Annotated in this window: 17 protein-coding genes; 13 read left to right on the top strand and 4 right to left on the bottom strand. The window is 67.3% G+C overall.

The window, feature by feature from the left end; all coding sequences use genetic code 11:
- Window positions 1-14: 14 nt before the first annotated feature.
- From MFF21_RS06435 to MFF21_RS06420, 4 genes are all read right to left on the bottom strand, one after another.
- On the bottom strand, window positions 15-1,028 hold the full coding sequence (locus MFF21_RS06435) for a DUF2232 domain-containing protein (protein ID WP_238310389.1): 1,014 nt from the start codon (window positions 1,026-1,028) through the stop codon (window positions 15-17).
- A gap of 161 nt (window positions 1,029-1,189) precedes the next feature.
- A complete protein-coding gene (gene rpsR, locus MFF21_RS06430; RefSeq protein WP_238310387.1) occupies window positions 1,190-1,441 on the bottom strand; it encodes a 30S ribosomal protein S18 in 252 nt (83 codons plus the stop codon).
- A 2-nt stretch (window positions 1,442-1,443) separates the two neighbouring features.
- A complete protein-coding gene (gene rpsF / locus MFF21_RS06425; RefSeq protein WP_238310386.1) occupies window positions 1,444-1,872 on the bottom strand; it encodes a 30S ribosomal protein S6 in 429 nt (142 codons plus the stop codon).
- 313 nt (window positions 1,873-2,185) lie between these two features.
- On the bottom strand, window positions 2,186-3,193 hold the full coding sequence (locus tag MFF21_RS06420; protein ID WP_238310384.1) for an LLM class flavin-dependent oxidoreductase: 1,008 nt from the start codon (window positions 3,191-3,193) through the stop codon (window positions 2,186-2,188).
- Between the two features lie 232 nt (window positions 3,194-3,425).
- Between MFF21_RS06420 and MFF21_RS06415 the strand changes: the two genes are divergently transcribed.
- From MFF21_RS06415 to pyrH, 13 genes are all read left to right on the top strand, one after another.
- Window positions 3,426-4,187, top strand: a complete 762-nt coding sequence (locus MFF21_RS06415; protein ID WP_238310382.1) for a pyridoxine 5'-phosphate synthase — start codon at window positions 3,426-3,428, stop codon at window positions 4,185-4,187.
- Window positions 4,184-4,588: a holo-ACP synthase gene (acpS, locus tag MFF21_RS06410; RefSeq protein WP_238310381.1), complete on the top strand. Its 405-nt coding sequence runs from the start codon at window positions 4,184-4,186 to the stop codon at window positions 4,586-4,588. The genes MFF21_RS06415 and acpS overlap by 4 nt, the downstream gene beginning before the upstream one ends.
- Before the next feature lie 193 nt (window positions 4,589-4,781).
- Window positions 4,782-5,582: a signal peptidase I gene (gene lepB, locus MFF21_RS06405; RefSeq protein ID WP_238310380.1), complete on the top strand. Its 801-nt coding sequence runs from the start codon at window positions 4,782-4,784 to the stop codon at window positions 5,580-5,582.
- Between the two features lies 1 nt (window position 5,583).
- Window positions 5,584-6,366 (top strand): ribonuclease III, encoded by a 783-nt coding sequence (gene rnc, locus MFF21_RS06400; RefSeq protein ID WP_238310379.1) that lies wholly within the window; start codon window positions 5,584-5,586, stop codon window positions 6,364-6,366.
- Complete coding sequence (gene era / locus MFF21_RS06395) at window positions 6,359-7,318, top strand: GTPase Era (RefSeq protein WP_238310378.1); 960 nt, start codon at window positions 6,359-6,361, stop codon at window positions 7,316-7,318. The genes rnc and era overlap by 8 nt, the downstream gene beginning before the upstream one ends.
- A 634-nt stretch (window positions 7,319-7,952) precedes the next feature.
- On the top strand, window positions 7,953-8,804 hold the full coding sequence (locus tag MFF21_RS06390) for a phosphorylase family protein (RefSeq protein ID WP_238310377.1): 852 nt from the start codon (window positions 7,953-7,955) through the stop codon (window positions 8,802-8,804).
- Window positions 8,805-9,162: 358 nt separating this feature from the next.
- A complete protein-coding gene (locus tag MFF21_RS06385; protein ID WP_238310376.1) occupies window positions 9,163-10,641 on the top strand; it encodes a SulP family inorganic anion transporter in 1,479 nt (492 codons plus the stop codon).
- A 181-nt stretch (window positions 10,642-10,822) separates the two neighbouring features.
- On the top strand, window positions 10,823-11,767 hold the full coding sequence (locus MFF21_RS06380) for a class I SAM-dependent methyltransferase (protein WP_238310375.1): 945 nt from the start codon (window positions 10,823-10,825) through the stop codon (window positions 11,765-11,767).
- On the top strand, window positions 11,764-12,501 hold the full coding sequence (locus tag MFF21_RS06375) for a pseudouridine synthase (RefSeq protein ID WP_238310374.1): 738 nt from the start codon (window positions 11,764-11,766) through the stop codon (window positions 12,499-12,501). Before MFF21_RS06380 ends, MFF21_RS06375 begins: the two co-directional genes overlap by 4 nt.
- A 35-nt stretch (window positions 12,502-12,536) precedes the next feature.
- Window positions 12,537-12,809, top strand: a complete 273-nt coding sequence (locus tag MFF21_RS06370; protein ID WP_238310373.1) for a hypothetical protein — start codon at window positions 12,537-12,539, stop codon at window positions 12,807-12,809.
- 164 nt (window positions 12,810-12,973) lie between these two features.
- Window positions 12,974-14,038, top strand: coding sequence for a 30S ribosomal protein S2 (locus MFF21_RS06365; protein ID WP_238310372.1), 1,065 nt, complete (start codon window positions 12,974-12,976; stop codon window positions 14,036-14,038).
- Between the two features lie 126 nt (window positions 14,039-14,164).
- A complete protein-coding gene (gene tsf, locus MFF21_RS06360) occupies window positions 14,165-15,085 on the top strand; it encodes a translation elongation factor Ts (RefSeq protein ID WP_238310371.1) in 921 nt (306 codons plus the stop codon).
- A 132-nt stretch (window positions 15,086-15,217) separates the two neighbouring features.
- A complete protein-coding gene (gene pyrH, locus MFF21_RS06355; protein WP_238310370.1) occupies window positions 15,218-15,940 on the top strand; it encodes a UMP kinase in 723 nt (240 codons plus the stop codon).
- Window positions 15,941-15,946: the final 6 nt, after the last annotated feature.

The following is a 15,946-nucleotide window of genomic DNA, read 5'->3' as shown; positions in this document are numbered from 1 at the left end:
CCCGGCGGGAGGGGTCAGCGGCGCCCCGGCACGGGCTGCGGGCGCCGTCGCCCGAGCACCGTGTCGGCGATGCCGAAGAGGAAGAGGGCGACGAAGGCGACGCCCTGCGTCGCGAACAGCACCACGTAGAGGCCGATCAGCAGCGCCCCGCGCCCGGGCCGGCCGCGGCTGCGATCGTGGAAGGCGGCGAGCCCCTGGAGGGCGAAGGCGGCGCTGAAGGAGCCGACCAGCGCCACTCCGAGCACGCTCGGATAGCCCGGCACCAGGGTGAGGCCGAAGGCGGCCCCGAGCAGCGCCACCGCGGCCCGCGGCATCGCCGTGGCCGGGATGTCCGGCCAGGGCCGGGCGAGGCGGCCGGAGATCTGCACGATGCGCGCCGCCGCCCAGAGATAGAAGGTCAGGAGCACGGCGAGGCCCTGGGCGGCGAGCGCCGGGGCGACCGTGGCCAGGGCCTCGGCCACCTCGCTCTGCAGGTCCTCGGGGCCCTTGTCCTCGGGGGCGGGCTCCTGAGCCGGCGCGGGTTTGTCGCTGCCGGTCTCTGCCCCGGTCGGGGCGGGGGCGCCGGTGCGGGCCTGGGTCTGCACCTGCACGACGCGCTTCGACATCGCCCCGAGCTGGGCGCGGAAGGTCTCGTAGTTCGGCGAGGCGATCACTGCGATGGCGACGAAGGCCAGGGCCGCCGTGCCGGCGATCCAGGCGAGCAGGCGCCCGGTCGGGTACCATTCGAGGCTGCCGTCGGCGGAGGGCCGGCCGAGCATGGCGAGATAGGCGAGCCACCAGGCGGGGATCGCGAGGTAGACCGCGAAGGCGAAGGCCAGATAGGGCGAGACGAAGGCGGCGAGCACCAGGCTGCCGGCGGCCACCGCCGCGAGGCCGGCCCTGTAGCTCCAGCCGAGGCCGACGATCAGGATCGGCAGCGGGGCCAGCAGGTAGAGGACGATCGCGAGCGGGGTCGCCTTCAGAAGCACCCCGAACAGGAGTGCCGAGACGAGGCCCGCGCCGACGCCGTATGCGATGTCCTTGTTCATCGAATTCCGCTGTCCCGCTGTCCCTCGTCGAGGGCAGGGTTAGGAGCGGCGGAGAGACATCCCCGGACCACCCCAGCGATCGGGCGGCCCGTTCCAGGGCTGCCCTCGGGAAAGGTGAACCGGCCCGCGCGAGACACGCGGGCCGGGAAGCCGAACGACCCTTAGCGGATCACGTAGGGCAGCAGGCCGAGGAAGCGGGCGCGCTTGATCGCCTGGGCGAGCTCACGCTGCTTCTTGGCCGAGACCGCCGTGATGCGGCTGGGAACGATCTTGCCGCGCTCCGACACGTAGCGGGAGAGCAGCTTCACGTCCTTGTAGTCGATCTTCGGGGCGTTGGCGCCCGAGAACGGGCAGGTCTTGCGCCGACGGAAGAACGGACGACGGCCACCGCCGCCACCAGCACCGAAAGCCATGATCAGTTCTCCCCGCCGAAGTTGCGCTCGCCGCCGCCGAAGCCGCCGAAGTCGTCGTCACGACGACGCGGACGGTCGCCGCGGTCGCGATCCTTGCGATCGTCGCGGTCGCGCTTCTGCATCATCGCGGACGGCTCGGCCTCGAGCTGCTCGACGCGGATGGTCATGAAGCGCAGCACGTCCTCGGAGATCTGCATCTGGCGCTCCATCTCGGCGATCGCCGCCGGGGGAGCCGAGATGTTGAGGAGCGTGAAATGCGCCTTGCGGTTCTTCTTGATGCGGTAGGCCAGGGACTTGACGCCCCAGGGCTCGATCTTCTCGATCGTGCCGCCATTGGCTTCGATGACGCCCTTGTAGGTCTCGACCATGGTCTCGACCTGCTGGGACGTCACATCCTGGCGCGCCAGGAAGACGTGTTCGTAGAGAGGCATTCTCGGGCCTTGTCTAACGGTCAAAGGTAGCCCGGCCGCGCAGGGCGCGGAGAGTTCGGGCCGGTTCGTCTCGCATTTCGCTCGGCGCCAAGCCCTTCGAGCCCTTGATGATGGCCCGAGCGGTTGATCGAAGGCGGAGACACGGGACGACGGGCGGTCAGGCCCTGTGCCGCAGGCGGCACCGTCCGTTCAGCCCCCGGCCGGAGCGAACGCGAAGGCGCGCCCATAACGGAGTTTTCGCGGGATGGCAACGATGGGGCCGCGGTTTTCGGCTTCGTCGCTCGCAGAGGGGAGGGCTGCCGGCGAGGCGCCGTCAGGCCGCGACCTCTTCCGCCGTGCGCATCTCCGCCGCTTCGGCCAGGATCGCATAGGAGCGGAGGCGGGCGCCGTGATCGTGGATCGCGGAGGCGACCATCAGCTCGTCCGCGCCGGTCTCCGCGATAAGACGGTCGAGCCCCGCGCGCACGGTCTCCCGCGAGCCGACGATGGCGCGGGCGAGCATCCGGGAGGCCTGGGCCTTCTCGGCGGGGCTCCAGTAGGTCTCGATGTCGTCGATCGGCGGGCGCAGCAGGCCGCGGGTGCCGCGCACGAGGTTCGTGAATTGCTGCTGGGCCGAGGTGAAGAGCCGCCGCGCCTCCGCGTCCGTCTCCGCGGCCACGACGTTCACCCCGACCATGGCATAGGGCCGCCGGAGCTGCCCGGAGGGCTGAAAGCGGCTGCGATAGGCCTCGAGCGCCGGCAGCAGGGCGTCCGGGGCGAAATGCGAGGCGAAGGCGTAGGGCAGCCCGAGCATCGCCGCGAGCTGCGCCCCGAACAGGCTGGATCCGAGGATCCAGAGCGGCACCTCCGAGCCGGTGCCCGGCACCGCCTGGACCCGCTGGTTCGGCTGGAGCGGCCCGAGCAGCGCCTGCAATTCGACCACGTCCTGCGGGAAGCTGTCGGCCGCGTCCGGCGAGCGGCGCAGGGCCCGCAGGGTCAGGCCGTCCGTGCCCGGCGCCCGGCCGAGGCCGAGATCGATCCGGCCCGGATGTAGCGCCGCCAGGGTGCCGAACTGCTCGGCGATCACGAGCGGGGCGTGGTTGGGCAGCATGATCCCGCCCGCCCCGACCCGGATCGTTTTCGTGCCGGCGGCGACGTGGCCGATCACCACCGCCGTCGCCGCGCTGGCGATGCCGACCATGTTGTGGTGCTCGGCGAGCCAGAACCGGTTGTAGCCGAGGCGCTCGGCATGGCGCGCGAGATCGAGGCTGTTGGCGAGCGCATCGGCCGGGGTCGCGCCCTCGGGAATGAAGGCGAGATCCAGGATCGAGAGGCGGGGCATGGTGCGGATGTCCTGGCGATGGGCGGCCGGGCCGCCCGGGCGATGTCCCCTTCGCCTGCCAGATCGGAAGTGTTGCGCCCGCGCGCAAGCGGAGCAGGCGAGACCGCCCGCCGCGTTCCGATGTGGGCGCGGCATGACTGGGCTGCGCGGGAGCCGGACGAAGCGCGCCCGCATTCCTTTCGAAGGCCCGCTCGTCTAGAGCAGGCCGCGCAATCCTCGGAGACCCGGCCCCGTGTCCGCCTCGTCCCTTCGTCTCGGCGTCAACATCGATCACGTGGCCACCGTGCGGAACGCCCGCGGCGGCGCCTATCCCGATCCGGTGCGCGCCGCGCACGAGGCGGTGGCGGCGGGGGCGGACGGCATCACCGCGCATCTGCGCGAGGACCGCCGGCATATCCGCGACACCGACATCGCCGCCCTGCGCCAGCTCTCCGTGCCCCTCAACCTGGAGATGGCGGCCACCGACGAGATGGTCGGCATCGCGCTCGCCACGAGGCCGCATGCCGCCTGCCTCGTCCCGGAGAAGCGCGAGGAGCGGACCACCGAGGGCGGCCTCGACATCGTCGGCGGCCGGGATCACCTCGCGCCCCGCATCGCGGCCCTTTCCGAGGCGGGCATCCGCGTCTCCCTCTTCGTCGAGCCGGACGAGGCGGTGATGGATGCGGCCCGGGCCCTCGCCGCGCCGGTGGTGGAGCTCCATACCGGCCGCTATTGCGAGGCGGCGATCGAGGGGGACGCCCTGCGCCTGCGCGCCGAGCTCGACCGAATCCTGCGGGCGGCCCGCTACGGCACGCAGATCGGCCTCGAGGTGCATGCCGGGCACGGTCTCACCCTCGACAGCGTCGGCCCGGTGGCGGCGATCCCCGAGCTGAAGGAGCTCAATATCGGCCACGCGCTGATCGCCGAGGCAATCTTCGTCGGTCTGCGCCAGGCGGTGCGGGACATGCGCGCGGCGATGGACCGGGCCCGGGAGAACGCCGCGGGGCTCGCATGATCGTCGGCATCGGTTCCGATCTCTGCGACATCCGCCGGATCGAGGCCTCGCTGGAGCGCTTCGGCGACCGTTTCACCCACCGCGTCTTCACCGATGACGAGCGGGCCAAATGCGACGCCCGGGCGGCCCGCGCCCCGTCCTACGCCCGGCGCTTCGCGGCCAAGGAGGCTTGCGCCAAGGCGCTCGGCACCGGCATGGCGCTCGGGGTGTTCTGGCGCGACATGGAGGTGGTGAACCTGCCCGGCGGCGCGCCGACGCTGCGACTCACCGGCGGCGCCAAGGCGCGCCTCGAGGCCCTGGTGCCGGCCGGGCACGTGGCCAGACTGCACATCTCCCTCACCGACGACCCGCCCCTGGCGCAAGCCTTCGTGATCATCGAAGCGGTGCCGGGAGAGCCCTGAGCAGGCTAAGAAGGCGCCTCGCTGGGCCGCTGGCCGGCCCGGTGCGAAAGGGCACGGCGCTCAAGGCTTGCGTTGCGGGGGGCGTAAGCTTGGTCTAGACCGCCGCCACTCCCGCGGGCGAGACGCGCCCGCATCCCACGCGGCTGCCTTGCGGGCCGATCCGGCCCGGACGCCGCGGAGACGACTGAGACTGATGGAAACCGCGCGCGTGGATCACGAGACCAAGCCGGCCCTCCGGTCCTCCGACACCGGCACCTGGGCGAGCATCCGCGAGACCGTGAAGGTCGGCGTCCAGGCCCTCCTGATCGCGCTGGTGGTGCGCACGCTGCTGTTCCAGCCCTTCAACATCCCCTCGGGCTCGCTGATCCCGACACTCCTGATCGGCGACTACCTGTTCGTCTCGAAATATTCCTACGGCTACTCGAAATACTCCCTGCCGCTGGGCGAGTATCTGCCGATCGGCGGCCAGGGCCGGATCTGGGGCGCCGAGCCCAAGCGCGGCGACATCGCCGTGTTCAAGCTGCCCAAGGACAACTCGACGGATTACATCAAGCGCGTGATCGGCCTGCCCGGCGACAAGATCCAGGTGATCGAGGGCGTGCTCAACATCAACGGCAAGCCGGTCAAGCGCGAGCGCATCGCCGATTACGAGACCTTCGACGCCTTCGGGCAGTCGACCAAGGTGCCCCAGTACCAGGAGACGCTGCCCGGCGGCGTCGTGCACCGCACGATCGAGCGCGACGGCGACCACGGTTTCTGGGACAACACCGAGCTCTACACGGTGCCCCCGGGCCACTTCTTCATGATGGGCGACAACCGCGACAATTCCACGGATTCGCGGGACCTCGCCAGCGTCGGCTACGTTCCCTTCGAGAACCTCGTCGGCCGGGCGGAAATGATCTTCTTCTCGATCGACGAGGGAACGCCCGCCTGGCAGATCTGGCGCTGGCCGGCGGATGTCCGCTGGGGCCGCCTGTTCTCGACGATCCACTGATGTGAGCGACGCACCCGCACCCGGAGACGGCGGAGCCCCGCGCCCCTCGAGCCGCGCCCGCCGCGCCCAGCGCCCCCGGCCTTCCCTGCAGGAGCTGGAGGCGCGCATCGGCCACGACTTCGCCGATCCGGACCTGCTCCGGCTCGCCTTGACCCATGTCAGCAAGGCGGGGAATTCGGGCCGCACCGGCAGCTATCAGAGACTGGAATTCCTCGGCGACCGTGTGCTCGGCCTCGCCGTGGCGGAACTGCTCTATGCTGCCTTTCCCGAGGCCGACGAGGGCGAGCTGTCGCGCCGCCTTGCCGGTCTCGTGCGCCGGGAGACCTGCGCGGCGGTCTCGACGCAGTGGCAGGTCGGCCCGCATCTTGAGCTCGGCATCGGCGAGGTGCAGGGCGGGGGGCGGCGCAACCAGACCATCCTCGCCGATGCCTGCGAGTCGATCCTCGGCGCGGTCTATCTCGATGCCGGCTTCGACAAGGCCAAGGCGATCGTGCGCGATGCCTTCCGGCCGGAGCAGGAGACGGCGGCGCCCCGCGGGCGCGACGCCAAGTCGGCTCTTCAGGAATGGGCGATGGCCCGTTCCCTGCCGATCCCGGTCTACGAGGTGGTGGAGCGCTCCGGCCCGGATCATGCTCCGGTCTTCCGAATCGCCGTCCGGGTGAAGGGCATCGAGCCCGGTTTCGGCACGGGCTCCTCGAAGCGCGTCGCCGAGCAGGAGGCTGCCCAGTCCGTGCTGGCACGGGAGGGGATCGGCGCAACCCAGGACGGGAACAGCGATGGCTGAAGACGAAGACCACGGACACGAAGCCGCGCCGGAAAGCCTGCTGCCGCAGATCCCGGCCGATGCGAAGGCCGGCTTCGTCGCCCTGATCGGCGTGCCGAATGCCGGCAAGTCGACGCTGCTCAACGCCCTGGTCGGCACCAAGGTCTCGATCGTTTCCCGCAAGGTGCAGACGACCCGGGCGCTGGTGCGCGGCATCGTGATGGAGGGCTCGGCGCAGATCGTCCTCGTCGACACGCCCGGCATCTTCGCGCCCAAGCGCCGGCTCGACCGGGCCATGGTGCAGTCGGCCTGGGGCGGCGCCGCGGATGCGGATGCGATCTGCCTGCTGATCGACGCGCGCAAGGGCGTGGACGAGGAGGTGGAGCGGCTGCTCGGGCGCGTCCCGGACGTGAAGCGCCCGAAGCTGCTCGTGCTCAACAAGATCGACCTGATCCCCCGCGAGAAGCTACTCGGCCTCGCCAAGACCCTGAACGAGCGCATCCCCTTCACCGAGACCTTCATGATCTCGGCGCTCAACGGCGACGGCATCGAGGCGCTGCGCAAGTCGCTCGCCGCGATGATGCCCGCGGGGCCCTGGCTCTACCCGGAGGACCAGGTCTCGGACGCGCCCCTGCGCATGCTCGCCGCCGAGATCACCCGCGAGAAGATCTACGACCGCCTGCACGAGGAGCTGCCCTACCGCTCCACCGTCGAGACCGACCAGTGGCAGGTGAAGCAGGACGGCTCGGTGCGCATCGAGCAGACCATCTTCGTCGAGCGGGAGAGCCAGCGCTCCATCGTGCTCGGCAAGAACGGCCAGACCATCAAGGCGATCGGCCAGGCCGCCCGGCTGGAGATCGCCGAGGCCGCCGAGGCCAAGGTGCACCTGTTCCTGCACGTGAAGGTGCGCGAGAACTGGGCCGACGATCCCGCCCGCTACCGGGAGATGGGGCTGGAGTTCCCCCGCAACTGACAAGTTTTTAGTTCTCTAAATCGCTCTTGATGTATCGGGAATTTTATAAAAATTTGATGATTTTGTTTTGATTTTTCTTTTTTGGGCGCCAATTTTTTGCTAATGTTCGAATATAATACTATGAAATTCATTTCAGATTTTTGCACTTGCATCTACATAGGCAGCCTGATTTTCAAGAGGTTTTTGCTGTACAGGTGATTTTTTTGATTGATTTTTTGACTGAGATTCTGTTGAAGGTGGTCCGGATTAATCGGGTCAAGTCATGGGATGCTAATATGCGGGCTGCAGAAACAGTCGAGCTCGCTCTTTTGGATAGGCGCTCGAGAGAGCGCGTATCGCCTGTAGAAATTGTCGTGGAATGGCCCGGCCATCCCGGTTGGCGATTGCTTCGAGTTGTGACTGCCGTAAGATTTATGCTCGGTGATATATTTGCCTGCAGTATAGACTTGGTCGGTAGTGGTCCTGGATGTTTTTATGTTATCTATTCTTTAGACACAAATGGGATTCTATTTAGAGAAAAATATGAGGCGGTTGGACGAATTAAGCTAAGAGATATGAAGATGCGTTTTGAGATTGGCAGAATCATGGTTAGATGTAAGGATTTTAGGCGCACTATCATTTGTTGAGAAGCGTAATGTCAGATATCGAGTCAAGCGCCGACATAGTTGTTATTACTATTATACCAAAGCTTGAGCGACAGGCTATTCTGAAGGAATTTTCATCTAAATGGCCTGCTGCCAATAAGCGCGATTTGCCTGGCAGTACTACTCTTTTAGAGATTAACACCAGTAAAAACTGGAGGCCCCGTATTGCGGTGCGGGCTATTTATGAAGCTGGCAACTTGGCCTGCGCTATTGAGACGACAAATATGTTGTCTAGATTTAATCCTAGATTTGCATTTTTGTGTGGAATTGCTGGAAACATGAACCACGATAAGCGCCAGCTTGGCGATGTCGTTGTGTCTGGGTCCTATGCCTATAAATCATTTACCAGAATGTCTTCGGGAAAAAAATTAGAATCTACAATGCCAAATGGGCCGGTTATATCTAGAAAAATGTTTGATAGGGCCAGTGATTATTTTGCTAGCAATTTTATTGACTTTAGTGGATCTGATGTGAGGCAGTTTCTGGGAGATTGTTCTCTGCCTAGAGAAAGCGAAAGTGAGGTTGGAAAAATATTTTGTTGGGATTTGGTGTTGGATTGTGACGAGACTAGGCGAGAGCTTGTCGCATCCGATCGCGAGTATCGTGCTGTAGAAATGGAGATGTATGGATTTCTGCGTGCATTGCAGGCTTTTTCAGATCTGCGGAGGCATCCCATCGATGGATTGGTATTCCGAGGACTCTCTGATCCAGCCTCTGGAAAGAGCAATTCCGATCACGGTAAAACAAATTGGCGAGGTTATGCTGCTCGTAATGCTGCAAGATGTCTGGCAAGTTTCATAAATGATCTCTCGGAGGACGATTGTATGGATTTAAATTTCTAGATTATAATCTATTATAAAAATGAAAAATTAAAATCATGATTTTAACCTATAAAATTGGCATTTGAGTATTTTATTAAAATTCATAAATTCGGTGATCCGTACTACTAATAAAATTTCACGTTGCTTTTTTGAAATTCGTTCAGGGGCGGAAGTGAGCGTTTTCCGATTGCGCCGCAGCATGAACCTGTTACACGCCGACCCATGACGCAGGATCGAGCCACCCGCCAGAGCCGGCCCACGCCGCCGTAGCCGCGCGCTCTCCGTCGTCCTTTCCCTCATCCGCCTGCGCCGCTGCCGCGCGGGCTCATGCCTCCTGTCGGCGCCGCGTGGCGCGCGGGAGCACGAAAGCGCTGCCTCCATGAATCTCGTCCGTCTGCGGAGCGAATGGGCTCCGAACGTCACCCGTGAGCTGCTCGCCGGAACGGTGGTCGCCCTGGCGCTGATCCCTGAGGCGATCGCCTTCTCGATCATCGCCGGCGTCGACCCGAAGGTTGGGCTCTATGCCTCGTTCTGCATCGCCGTCGTCAGCGCCTTCGCCGGCGGCCGCCCCGCCATGATCTCGGCGGCGACCGGAGCGACGGCGCTCCTGATGACCGGCCTCGTGAAGGAGCACGGCGTCGCCTACCTCTACGCGGCGACCATCCTCACCGGCCTCCTGCAGCTCGCCGCGAGCGCGGCCCGGCTCGGCAACCTGATGCGCTTCGTCTCGCGCTCGGTCGTGACCGGCTTCGTCAACGCCCTGGCGATCCTGATCTTCCTCGCCCAGATGCCGGAGCTGATCGGCCAGGGCATGATCGTCTACGCGATGACGGCGGCCGGCCTCGTGGTGATCTACGGGCTCCCCTACCTGACCAGGGCCATCCCCTCGCCCCTGGTGACGATCGTGCTGTTCTCGGCGGTGGCGATGGCTCTCGACCTGCCGATCCATCGGGTCGGGGACATGGGCGCGCTGCCGAGCGAGCTGCCCTGGTTCGCCCTGCCGCAGGTGCCCTTCACCCTGGAGACCCTGCGAATCATCCTGCCGACATCGGCCACCATCGCCATGGTCGGGCTGTTGGAGAGCCTGATGACGGCGGCGATCATCGACGAGATGACCGACACCACCTCCGACAAGAACCGCGAATGCGCCGGCCAGGGCGCGGCCAACATCGCCTCCGGCTTCCTCGGCGGCATGGCTGGCTGCGCGATGATCGGCCAGTCGGTGATCAACGTCTCCTCCGGCGGCCGCGGACGGCTCTCGACCCTCTGGGCCGGCGCCTTCCTGCTGTTCCTGATCGTGGTGCTGGGGCCCTACGTGGCGCAGATCCCCATGGCCGCGCTCGTCGCCGTGATGATCATGGTCTCGATCAACACCTTCCAGTGGAGGTCGCTGCGGACGCTCCTCACGCATCCGCGCTCGTCGAGCGTCGTCATGCTCGGCACCGTCGCGGTGGTGGTGGCGACCCACGACCTCGCCCGGGGCGTGCTGTTCGGCGTGGCGCTGAGCGGGCTGTTCTTCGCCCACAAGGTGACGCGCCTCTTCGGCGTCACCTCTACGCGCGCGGGGCGGGCTCGCACCTACCGGGTCAGCGGCCAGATCTTCTTCGCGACGGCGGAGGCCTTCCATGCGGCCTTCGATGTCCGGGAAACCGATCTCGACCGTATCGTGATCGATCTCTCGGCCGCGCATTTCTGGGACATCACCAGCGTGAACGCCCTCGACCGGGTGGTGCTGAAGTTCCGCCATCACGGCGTCGCGGTGGAGGTCGTCGGCATGAACGCGGCCACCGCCACCATGGTCGAGCGGCTCGGCAGCTACGACAAGCCGGGCGCGGCCCTGGACGCGGCCGGCCACTGACGGCCGGCCGAGGCCGGGGCAGCCCGCGAAAAGCCGTCCCGGACGCCGCCGAATCCGGCTATACGAGAGTTATCCCCGGTCGATTCGTCCGTTTGCGACCCGAGGCACCGCTTCGCGCGTGACCTCCGGCCACGACGTGCGTTCCCGGACCGAAGCGTTTGAAGTCCGAATTCCAGAAAAGATGCAGCACGTCGTCTACGGCCTCCCCCCGGCCGGCCTCGTGGAGGTCGCCTCCGGCGCGGCGCAGGTCTCGCCCTTCTTTCCCGGCTCCCCGCGCCTGGAGGATGTGAGCCCCGGCAGCCTCGACGGCGCCGTGGTGCTCGCCCCCGCCGGCACGATCGAGCGGCGCTACACCCTCGCACTGGCACTGCGCGGGCTCGCCCCGGGCGGGCGCTGCGTGGCGCTGGCGCCCAAGGACCGGGGCGGGGCGCGCCTCGCCAAGGAGCTCGCCGCCTTCGGGGCCGTGATCGCCGAGGAGGCGCGCCGCCATCACCGGATCTGCCTCCTGTCCCGGCCGGAACGGCCGGAGGGGCTTGAGGAAGCCATCGCCGAGGGGGCGCCGCGCCACATCGACAACATGGCTCTGTGCACCCAGCCTGGCATCTTCTCCTGGGACCGTCTCGATCCCGGCTCGGCCCTGCTGATCGAGACCCTGCCGATGCTGTCCGGCCGCGGCGCCGATTTCGGCTGCGGCCTCGGCATCCTGTCCATGGCCGTGCTGCGCTCGCCCGCGGTGACCGAGCTCGCGATGATCGACATCGACCGGCGCGCCGTCGCCATGGCCGAGCGCAACGTGGGGGACGCCCGCGCGCGCTTCCGCTGGGCCGACCTGCGCCAGCCGGACGAGACCCTGTCGCGGCTTGACTTCGTGGTGATGAACCCGCCCTTCCATGACGGGGGCGCCGAGGACCGCAGCCTGGGTCAGGCCTTCATTGCCCGGGCGGCCCAGGTCCTGCGCCCCGGCGGCAGCCTCTGGCTCACCGCCAACACCCATCTGCCCTACGAGGCCACCCTGCGGGAGCATTTCCGCGAGGTGACGCAGCGGGCCGCGGGCGACGGCTACAAGGTGATCGAGGCGCGCAAGGCCACGGGTTCCGGCAAGGCCTTCGGCAAGAGGAACGGATGAGCAAGTCCGTCCGTCTCGACAAGCTCCTCGCCAATCTCGGCTACGGCTCCCGCCGGGAGATCCAGGCTTTGGCCTGGGGTGGTCGCATCACCCTCGACGGCGCGGCGTTGAACGATGCCGGCGGCCGCATCGCCCTCGAGGCCGACCTGCCCGAGCGGATGAGGATCGACGGCGCCCCCCTCGATCCCCTGCCCGGTCTCTGCCTGATGCTGCACAAGCCGCTGGGCGTGACCTGCTCGCACAAGGAGGCGGGGCCGCTCGTCTACGGCCTGCTGCCCGAGCGCTGGCGCCGGCGCGACCCCGCCCTCTCGACGGTGGGGCGCCTCGACAAGGAGACCTCAGGCCTGCTCCTGCTCACCGATGACGGCGCGCTGCTGCACCGGATCATCTCGCCCAAGGCCAAGGTCGCCAAGCGCTACCAGGTGACGCTCGACCGGCCGCTCCGGGGCGACGAGGCGGCGGCCCTGGCCTCCGGGACGCTGATGCTGGAGGGCGAGGACAAGCCCCTGTTGCCGGTCGGCTTCGAGGGCCAGGACGCGACCCATTGTGCCGTGACCCTGCACGAGGGGCGCTACCATCAGGTCCGCCGCATGTTCGCGGCGTTGGGTAATCACGTCACGGCGCTCCACCGCGACCGGGTCGGCGGCCTCGACCTGCCGGCGGATCTACCGGCGGGAGAATGCCGCGTGATGCGGCCCGCCGAGATCGCCGCCGTCTTCGCGCCATCTGCGTGATTGCCTGGCGGGGCGATTGCGGCCCATAAGCGCCGATGGCTTCCATCGATCAGACCGCTGCCGTCCTGCACGGCTTCATCGCGCGCGCCGAGCGCGACGACTTCGCCGCGGTGCAGGGCGCCGTCCTCGAACACGCCCTGGCCGAGCCGGATCCGCGGGCGCGCCCGGCCGCCCTGGACGCGCTGCTCGACCGGCTTTCGGACGGCATCCGGCCGGACACTTTCTCGCCCCTGCAGCAGGCCTTCTACGTCGCGGTGCTCGCCATGATCGAGCGGACCAGGGACGAGGTCGGCCGCGTCGCGGGCTGAGCCTGGAGGAGGGGCTTGGCTTGCGCCGCGTCCCCGCTTCTGCTAACGCCCCCGCCCATCCCACACGCGGAGCCGGCCTCATGCATGAATGAGGCGTTTCCGGTGGCCGGCCTCAGGTCGGTCGCTTCCTCCGCGGCGGTACCAACCGGAGAGAACAAAGCATCATGGCCGTCGATTTCACCATGCGCCAGCTCCTCGAGTCAGGCGCGCATTTCGGGCATCAGGCCCACCGCTGGAACCCGAAGATGGCTTCGTACATCTTCGGCACCCGCAACAACATCCACATCATCGACCTCGCCCAGACCGTGCCGGCGATGCACTCCGCCCTGCAGGCGGTGAGCGACACCGTGGCCCGCGGCGGCCGCGTGCTGTTCGTCGGCACCAAGCGCCAGGCGGCGGATGCCATCGCCGAGGCGGCCAAGCGCTCCGCCCAGTACTACGTCAATTCCCGCTGGCTCGGCGGCATGCTGACCAATTGGAAGACCATCTCGGGCTCGATCCAGCGCCTGCGCAAGGTCGACGAGACCCTCGATGGCGGCGCCGTCGGCCTCACCAAGAAGGAGCGCCTGATGCTCTCCCGTGAGAAGGAGAAGCTCGAGAAGGCGCTCGGCGGCATCAAGGACATGGGCGGCGTGCCCGACCTGCTGTTCGTGATCGACACCAACAAGGAGCAGCTGGCGATCAAGGAGGCGAACCGCCTCGGCATCCCGGTCGCGGCCATCGTCGACTCGAACTGCAACCCCGACGGCATCACCTACGTCGTCCCCGCCAACGACGACGCCGGCCGCGCCATCGCGCTGTACTGCGATCTCGTCGCCCGCGCGGCGATCGAGGGCATCGGCCGCGGCCAGGGCGCGCTCGGCATCGATGTCGGCGCCTCCGAGGAGCCGACCGCCGAGGAGCTGCCGGCCAATGACGACGCCGTCGCCTCCATCGAGTCCGGCTCGATCAACCCGGCCGACGTCGCGGCGCTCGCCGAGTCGACCGAGCATTTCGAGCTCCTCGCCGCCCCGCGCGGCGCCCCCGACGACCTGACCAAGCTCACCGGCGTCGGCCCGCAGCTCGTGCAGAAGCTCAACGATGCCGGCGTGTGGCACTACTGGCAGATCGCTGCCATGCAGCCCGACGACGTCGCCAAGCTCGACGCCGATCTGAAGCTCAACGGCCGCATCGGCCGCGACGGCTGGATCGAGCAGTCCCGCGCCTTCGTCGAGGCCGCTGCGGCCTGATCGGCGACGGCACCGGCTCTCGGGCCCGGTGCCGCGGCGCGCGTCATCTCTCTGCAAAGCCCGGCGCTTTAAGCGAGCGCCGGGCTCACTCACTTCAAGATACCGCTGAATCGAAAGAGGATCGCCATGGCCAACATCACCGCCGCCCTCGTGAAGGAGCTGCGCGAGAAGACCGGCGCCGGCATGATGGATTGCAAGGGCGCGCTCAACGAGACCGACGGCGACCTCGAGGCGGCGATCGACTGGCTGCGCAAGAAGGGTCTCGCCAAGGCCGCCAAGAAGGCCGGCCGTGTCGCTGCCGAGGGCCTCGTCGCCGTCGAGTCCGCCGGCCGTCACGCCGCGATCCTCGAGGTGAACTCCGAGACCGACTTCGTTGCCCGCAACGACAGCTTCCAGGCCTTCGCCCGCGAGGCCGCCAAGCTCGCGCTGAACACCGACGGCACCCTGGAGAGCCTGGAGGCCGCGACCTTCCCCGGCTCCTCCACGACCGTGAAGGACACGCTCTCGAACCTGATCGCCACGATCGGCGAGAACATGACCCTGCGCCGCGTCGCCAAGCTCGAGGTTGGCCAGGGCGTGATCGCCTCCTACGTGCACAACCAGATCAGCGAGGGTCTCGGCAAGATCGGCGTGCTCGTCGCGCTCGAATCGACCGGTGACGTCGAGTTCCTGTCGACCCTCGGCCGCCAGATCGCCATGCACGTCGCCGCGACCAACCCGGTGGCCCTCGACGCTTCCGGCGTCGACACCGCGACCGTCGAGCGCGAGAGCAACATCCTGCGCGAGAAGAACGCCGGCAAGCCGGACCATGTCCTCGCCAAGATCATCGAGAGCGGCCTGAAGAGCTACTACAAGGAGGTCACCCTCCTGGAGCAGCCCTTCGTGCATGACGGCTCCAAGACCATCACCCAGGTCCTGAAGGAGGCCGAGGGCAAGGCCGGCGCCCCGGTCGCGATCAAGGGCTTCGTGCGTTACGCCCTCGGCGAGGGCATCGAGAAGGAAGAGGGCCCGGACTTCGCGGCCGAGGTCGCGAGCATGTCGCGCTGAGCGCGATCCACGCTTTCCTCCATGTTGAAAAGGGGCGGCGGCAGCGATGCCGTCGCCCCTCGACGTTCTGGTACGGGCCTTGATAGAAGCCGCGGGACTTCGCGTTCCCCCCAGCGTATTGAGGAGCCCTAGATGCCGGAGAAGGCGCCGTTCCGTCGCGTCCTCGTCAAGCTCTCCGGTGAGGCGCTTGCCGCCCCGGACGGCTATTGGCTCCATCCGCCGACCTTGGCGTCCCTGGCCGAGGACATCGCCAGCACCATCCGGCATGGTTTCGAGATCGCCGTGGTGGTGGGCGGCGGCAACATGATCCGCGGCGCCCGCATCTCCCAGGCCGGCTGGATCGACCGGGCGACGGGCGATTCGCTCGGGATGATGGCGACGGTGATGAATTCGCTGGCCATCGAGACCGCGCTCAACGCCGCGGGTGTGGCGGCCCGCACCATGTCGGCGGTCTCGATGCCGACGATCTGCGAGACCTTCGCCCGGCAGCCCGCCCTGCACCATCTCGACAAGGGCCAGGTCGTGGTGCTCGCCGGCGGCACCGGAAACCCCTACTTCACCACCGACACGGCCGCGGTGCTGCGCGCGGCGGAACTGCGCTGCGACGCGGTGCTGAAGGCCACCCAGGTCGACGGCGTCTATTCCGCCGATCCGAAGCGCGATCCGAACGCGCGGCGCTACGACCGGCTGAGCCACGACGAGGCCATCGCCCGCGACCTCAAGATCATGGACACGGCCGCTTTCGCCCTGGCGCGGGAGAGCAGGCTCTCCATCGTGGTCGGCTCGCTCCATCCGCCGAGCTCCGTCACCGCGATCCTGACCGGCGACGCGCCCTCCACCCTGGTGGCGCCGTAGGGGCGT

This window comes from Methylobacterium organophilum, assembly GCF_022179465.1.
GTDB lineage: Bacteria > Pseudomonadota > Alphaproteobacteria > Rhizobiales > Beijerinckiaceae > Methylobacterium > Methylobacterium organophilum.
Note: the sequence above shows the minus strand (reverse complement) of the source record. Positions and strands in the feature narration are given on the sequence as shown.

Bases quoted from the DNA above. Each gene is read 5' to 3' on its own strand.
- MFF21_RS06370 (WP_238310373.1), top strand. From the start codon at position 12,537: ATGGCTTCCATCGATCAGACCGCTGCCGTCCTGCACGGCTTCATCGCG.
- rpsR (WP_238310387.1), bottom strand. From the start codon at position 1,441: ATGGCTTTCGGTGCTGGTGGCGGCGGTGGCCGTCGTCCGTTCTTCCGT.
- rpsF (WP_238310386.1), bottom strand. From the start codon at position 1,872: ATGCCTCTCTACGAACACGTCTTCCTGGCGCGCCAGGATGTGACGTCC.
- pyrH (WP_238310370.1), top strand. From the start codon at position 15,218: ATGCCGGAGAAGGCGCCGTTCCGTCGCGTCCTCGTCAAGCTCTCCGGT.
- MFF21_RS06420 (WP_238310384.1), bottom strand. From the start codon at position 3,193: ATGCCCCGCCTCTCGATCCTGGATCTCGCCTTCATTCCCGAGGGCGCG.
- MFF21_RS06380 (WP_238310375.1), top strand. From the start codon at position 10,823: ATGCAGCACGTCGTCTACGGCCTCCCCCCGGCCGGCCTCGTGGAGGTC.
- tsf (WP_238310371.1), top strand. From the start codon at position 14,165: ATGGCCAACATCACCGCCGCCCTCGTGAAGGAGCTGCGCGAGAAGACC.
- MFF21_RS06375 (WP_238310374.1), top strand. From the start codon at position 11,764: ATGAGCAAGTCCGTCCGTCTCGACAAGCTCCTCGCCAATCTCGGCTAC.
- MFF21_RS06385 (WP_238310376.1), top strand. From the start codon at position 9,163: ATGAATCTCGTCCGTCTGCGGAGCGAATGGGCTCCGAACGTCACCCGT.
- MFF21_RS06365 (WP_238310372.1), top strand. From the start codon at position 12,974: ATGGCCGTCGATTTCACCATGCGCCAGCTCCTCGAGTCAGGCGCGCAT.
- acpS (WP_238310381.1), top strand. From the start codon at position 4,184: ATGATCGTCGGCATCGGTTCCGATCTCTGCGACATCCGCCGGATCGAG.
- MFF21_RS06435 (WP_238310389.1), bottom strand. From the start codon at position 1,028: ATGAACAAGGACATCGCATACGGCGTCGGCGCGGGCCTCGTCTCGGCA.
- MFF21_RS06390 (WP_238310377.1), top strand. From the start codon at position 7,953: ATGTCAGATATCGAGTCAAGCGCCGACATAGTTGTTATTACTATTATA.
- era (WP_238310378.1), top strand. From the start codon at position 6,359: ATGGCTGAAGACGAAGACCACGGACACGAAGCCGCGCCGGAAAGCCTG.
- lepB (WP_238310380.1), top strand. From the start codon at position 4,782: ATGGAAACCGCGCGCGTGGATCACGAGACCAAGCCGGCCCTCCGGTCC.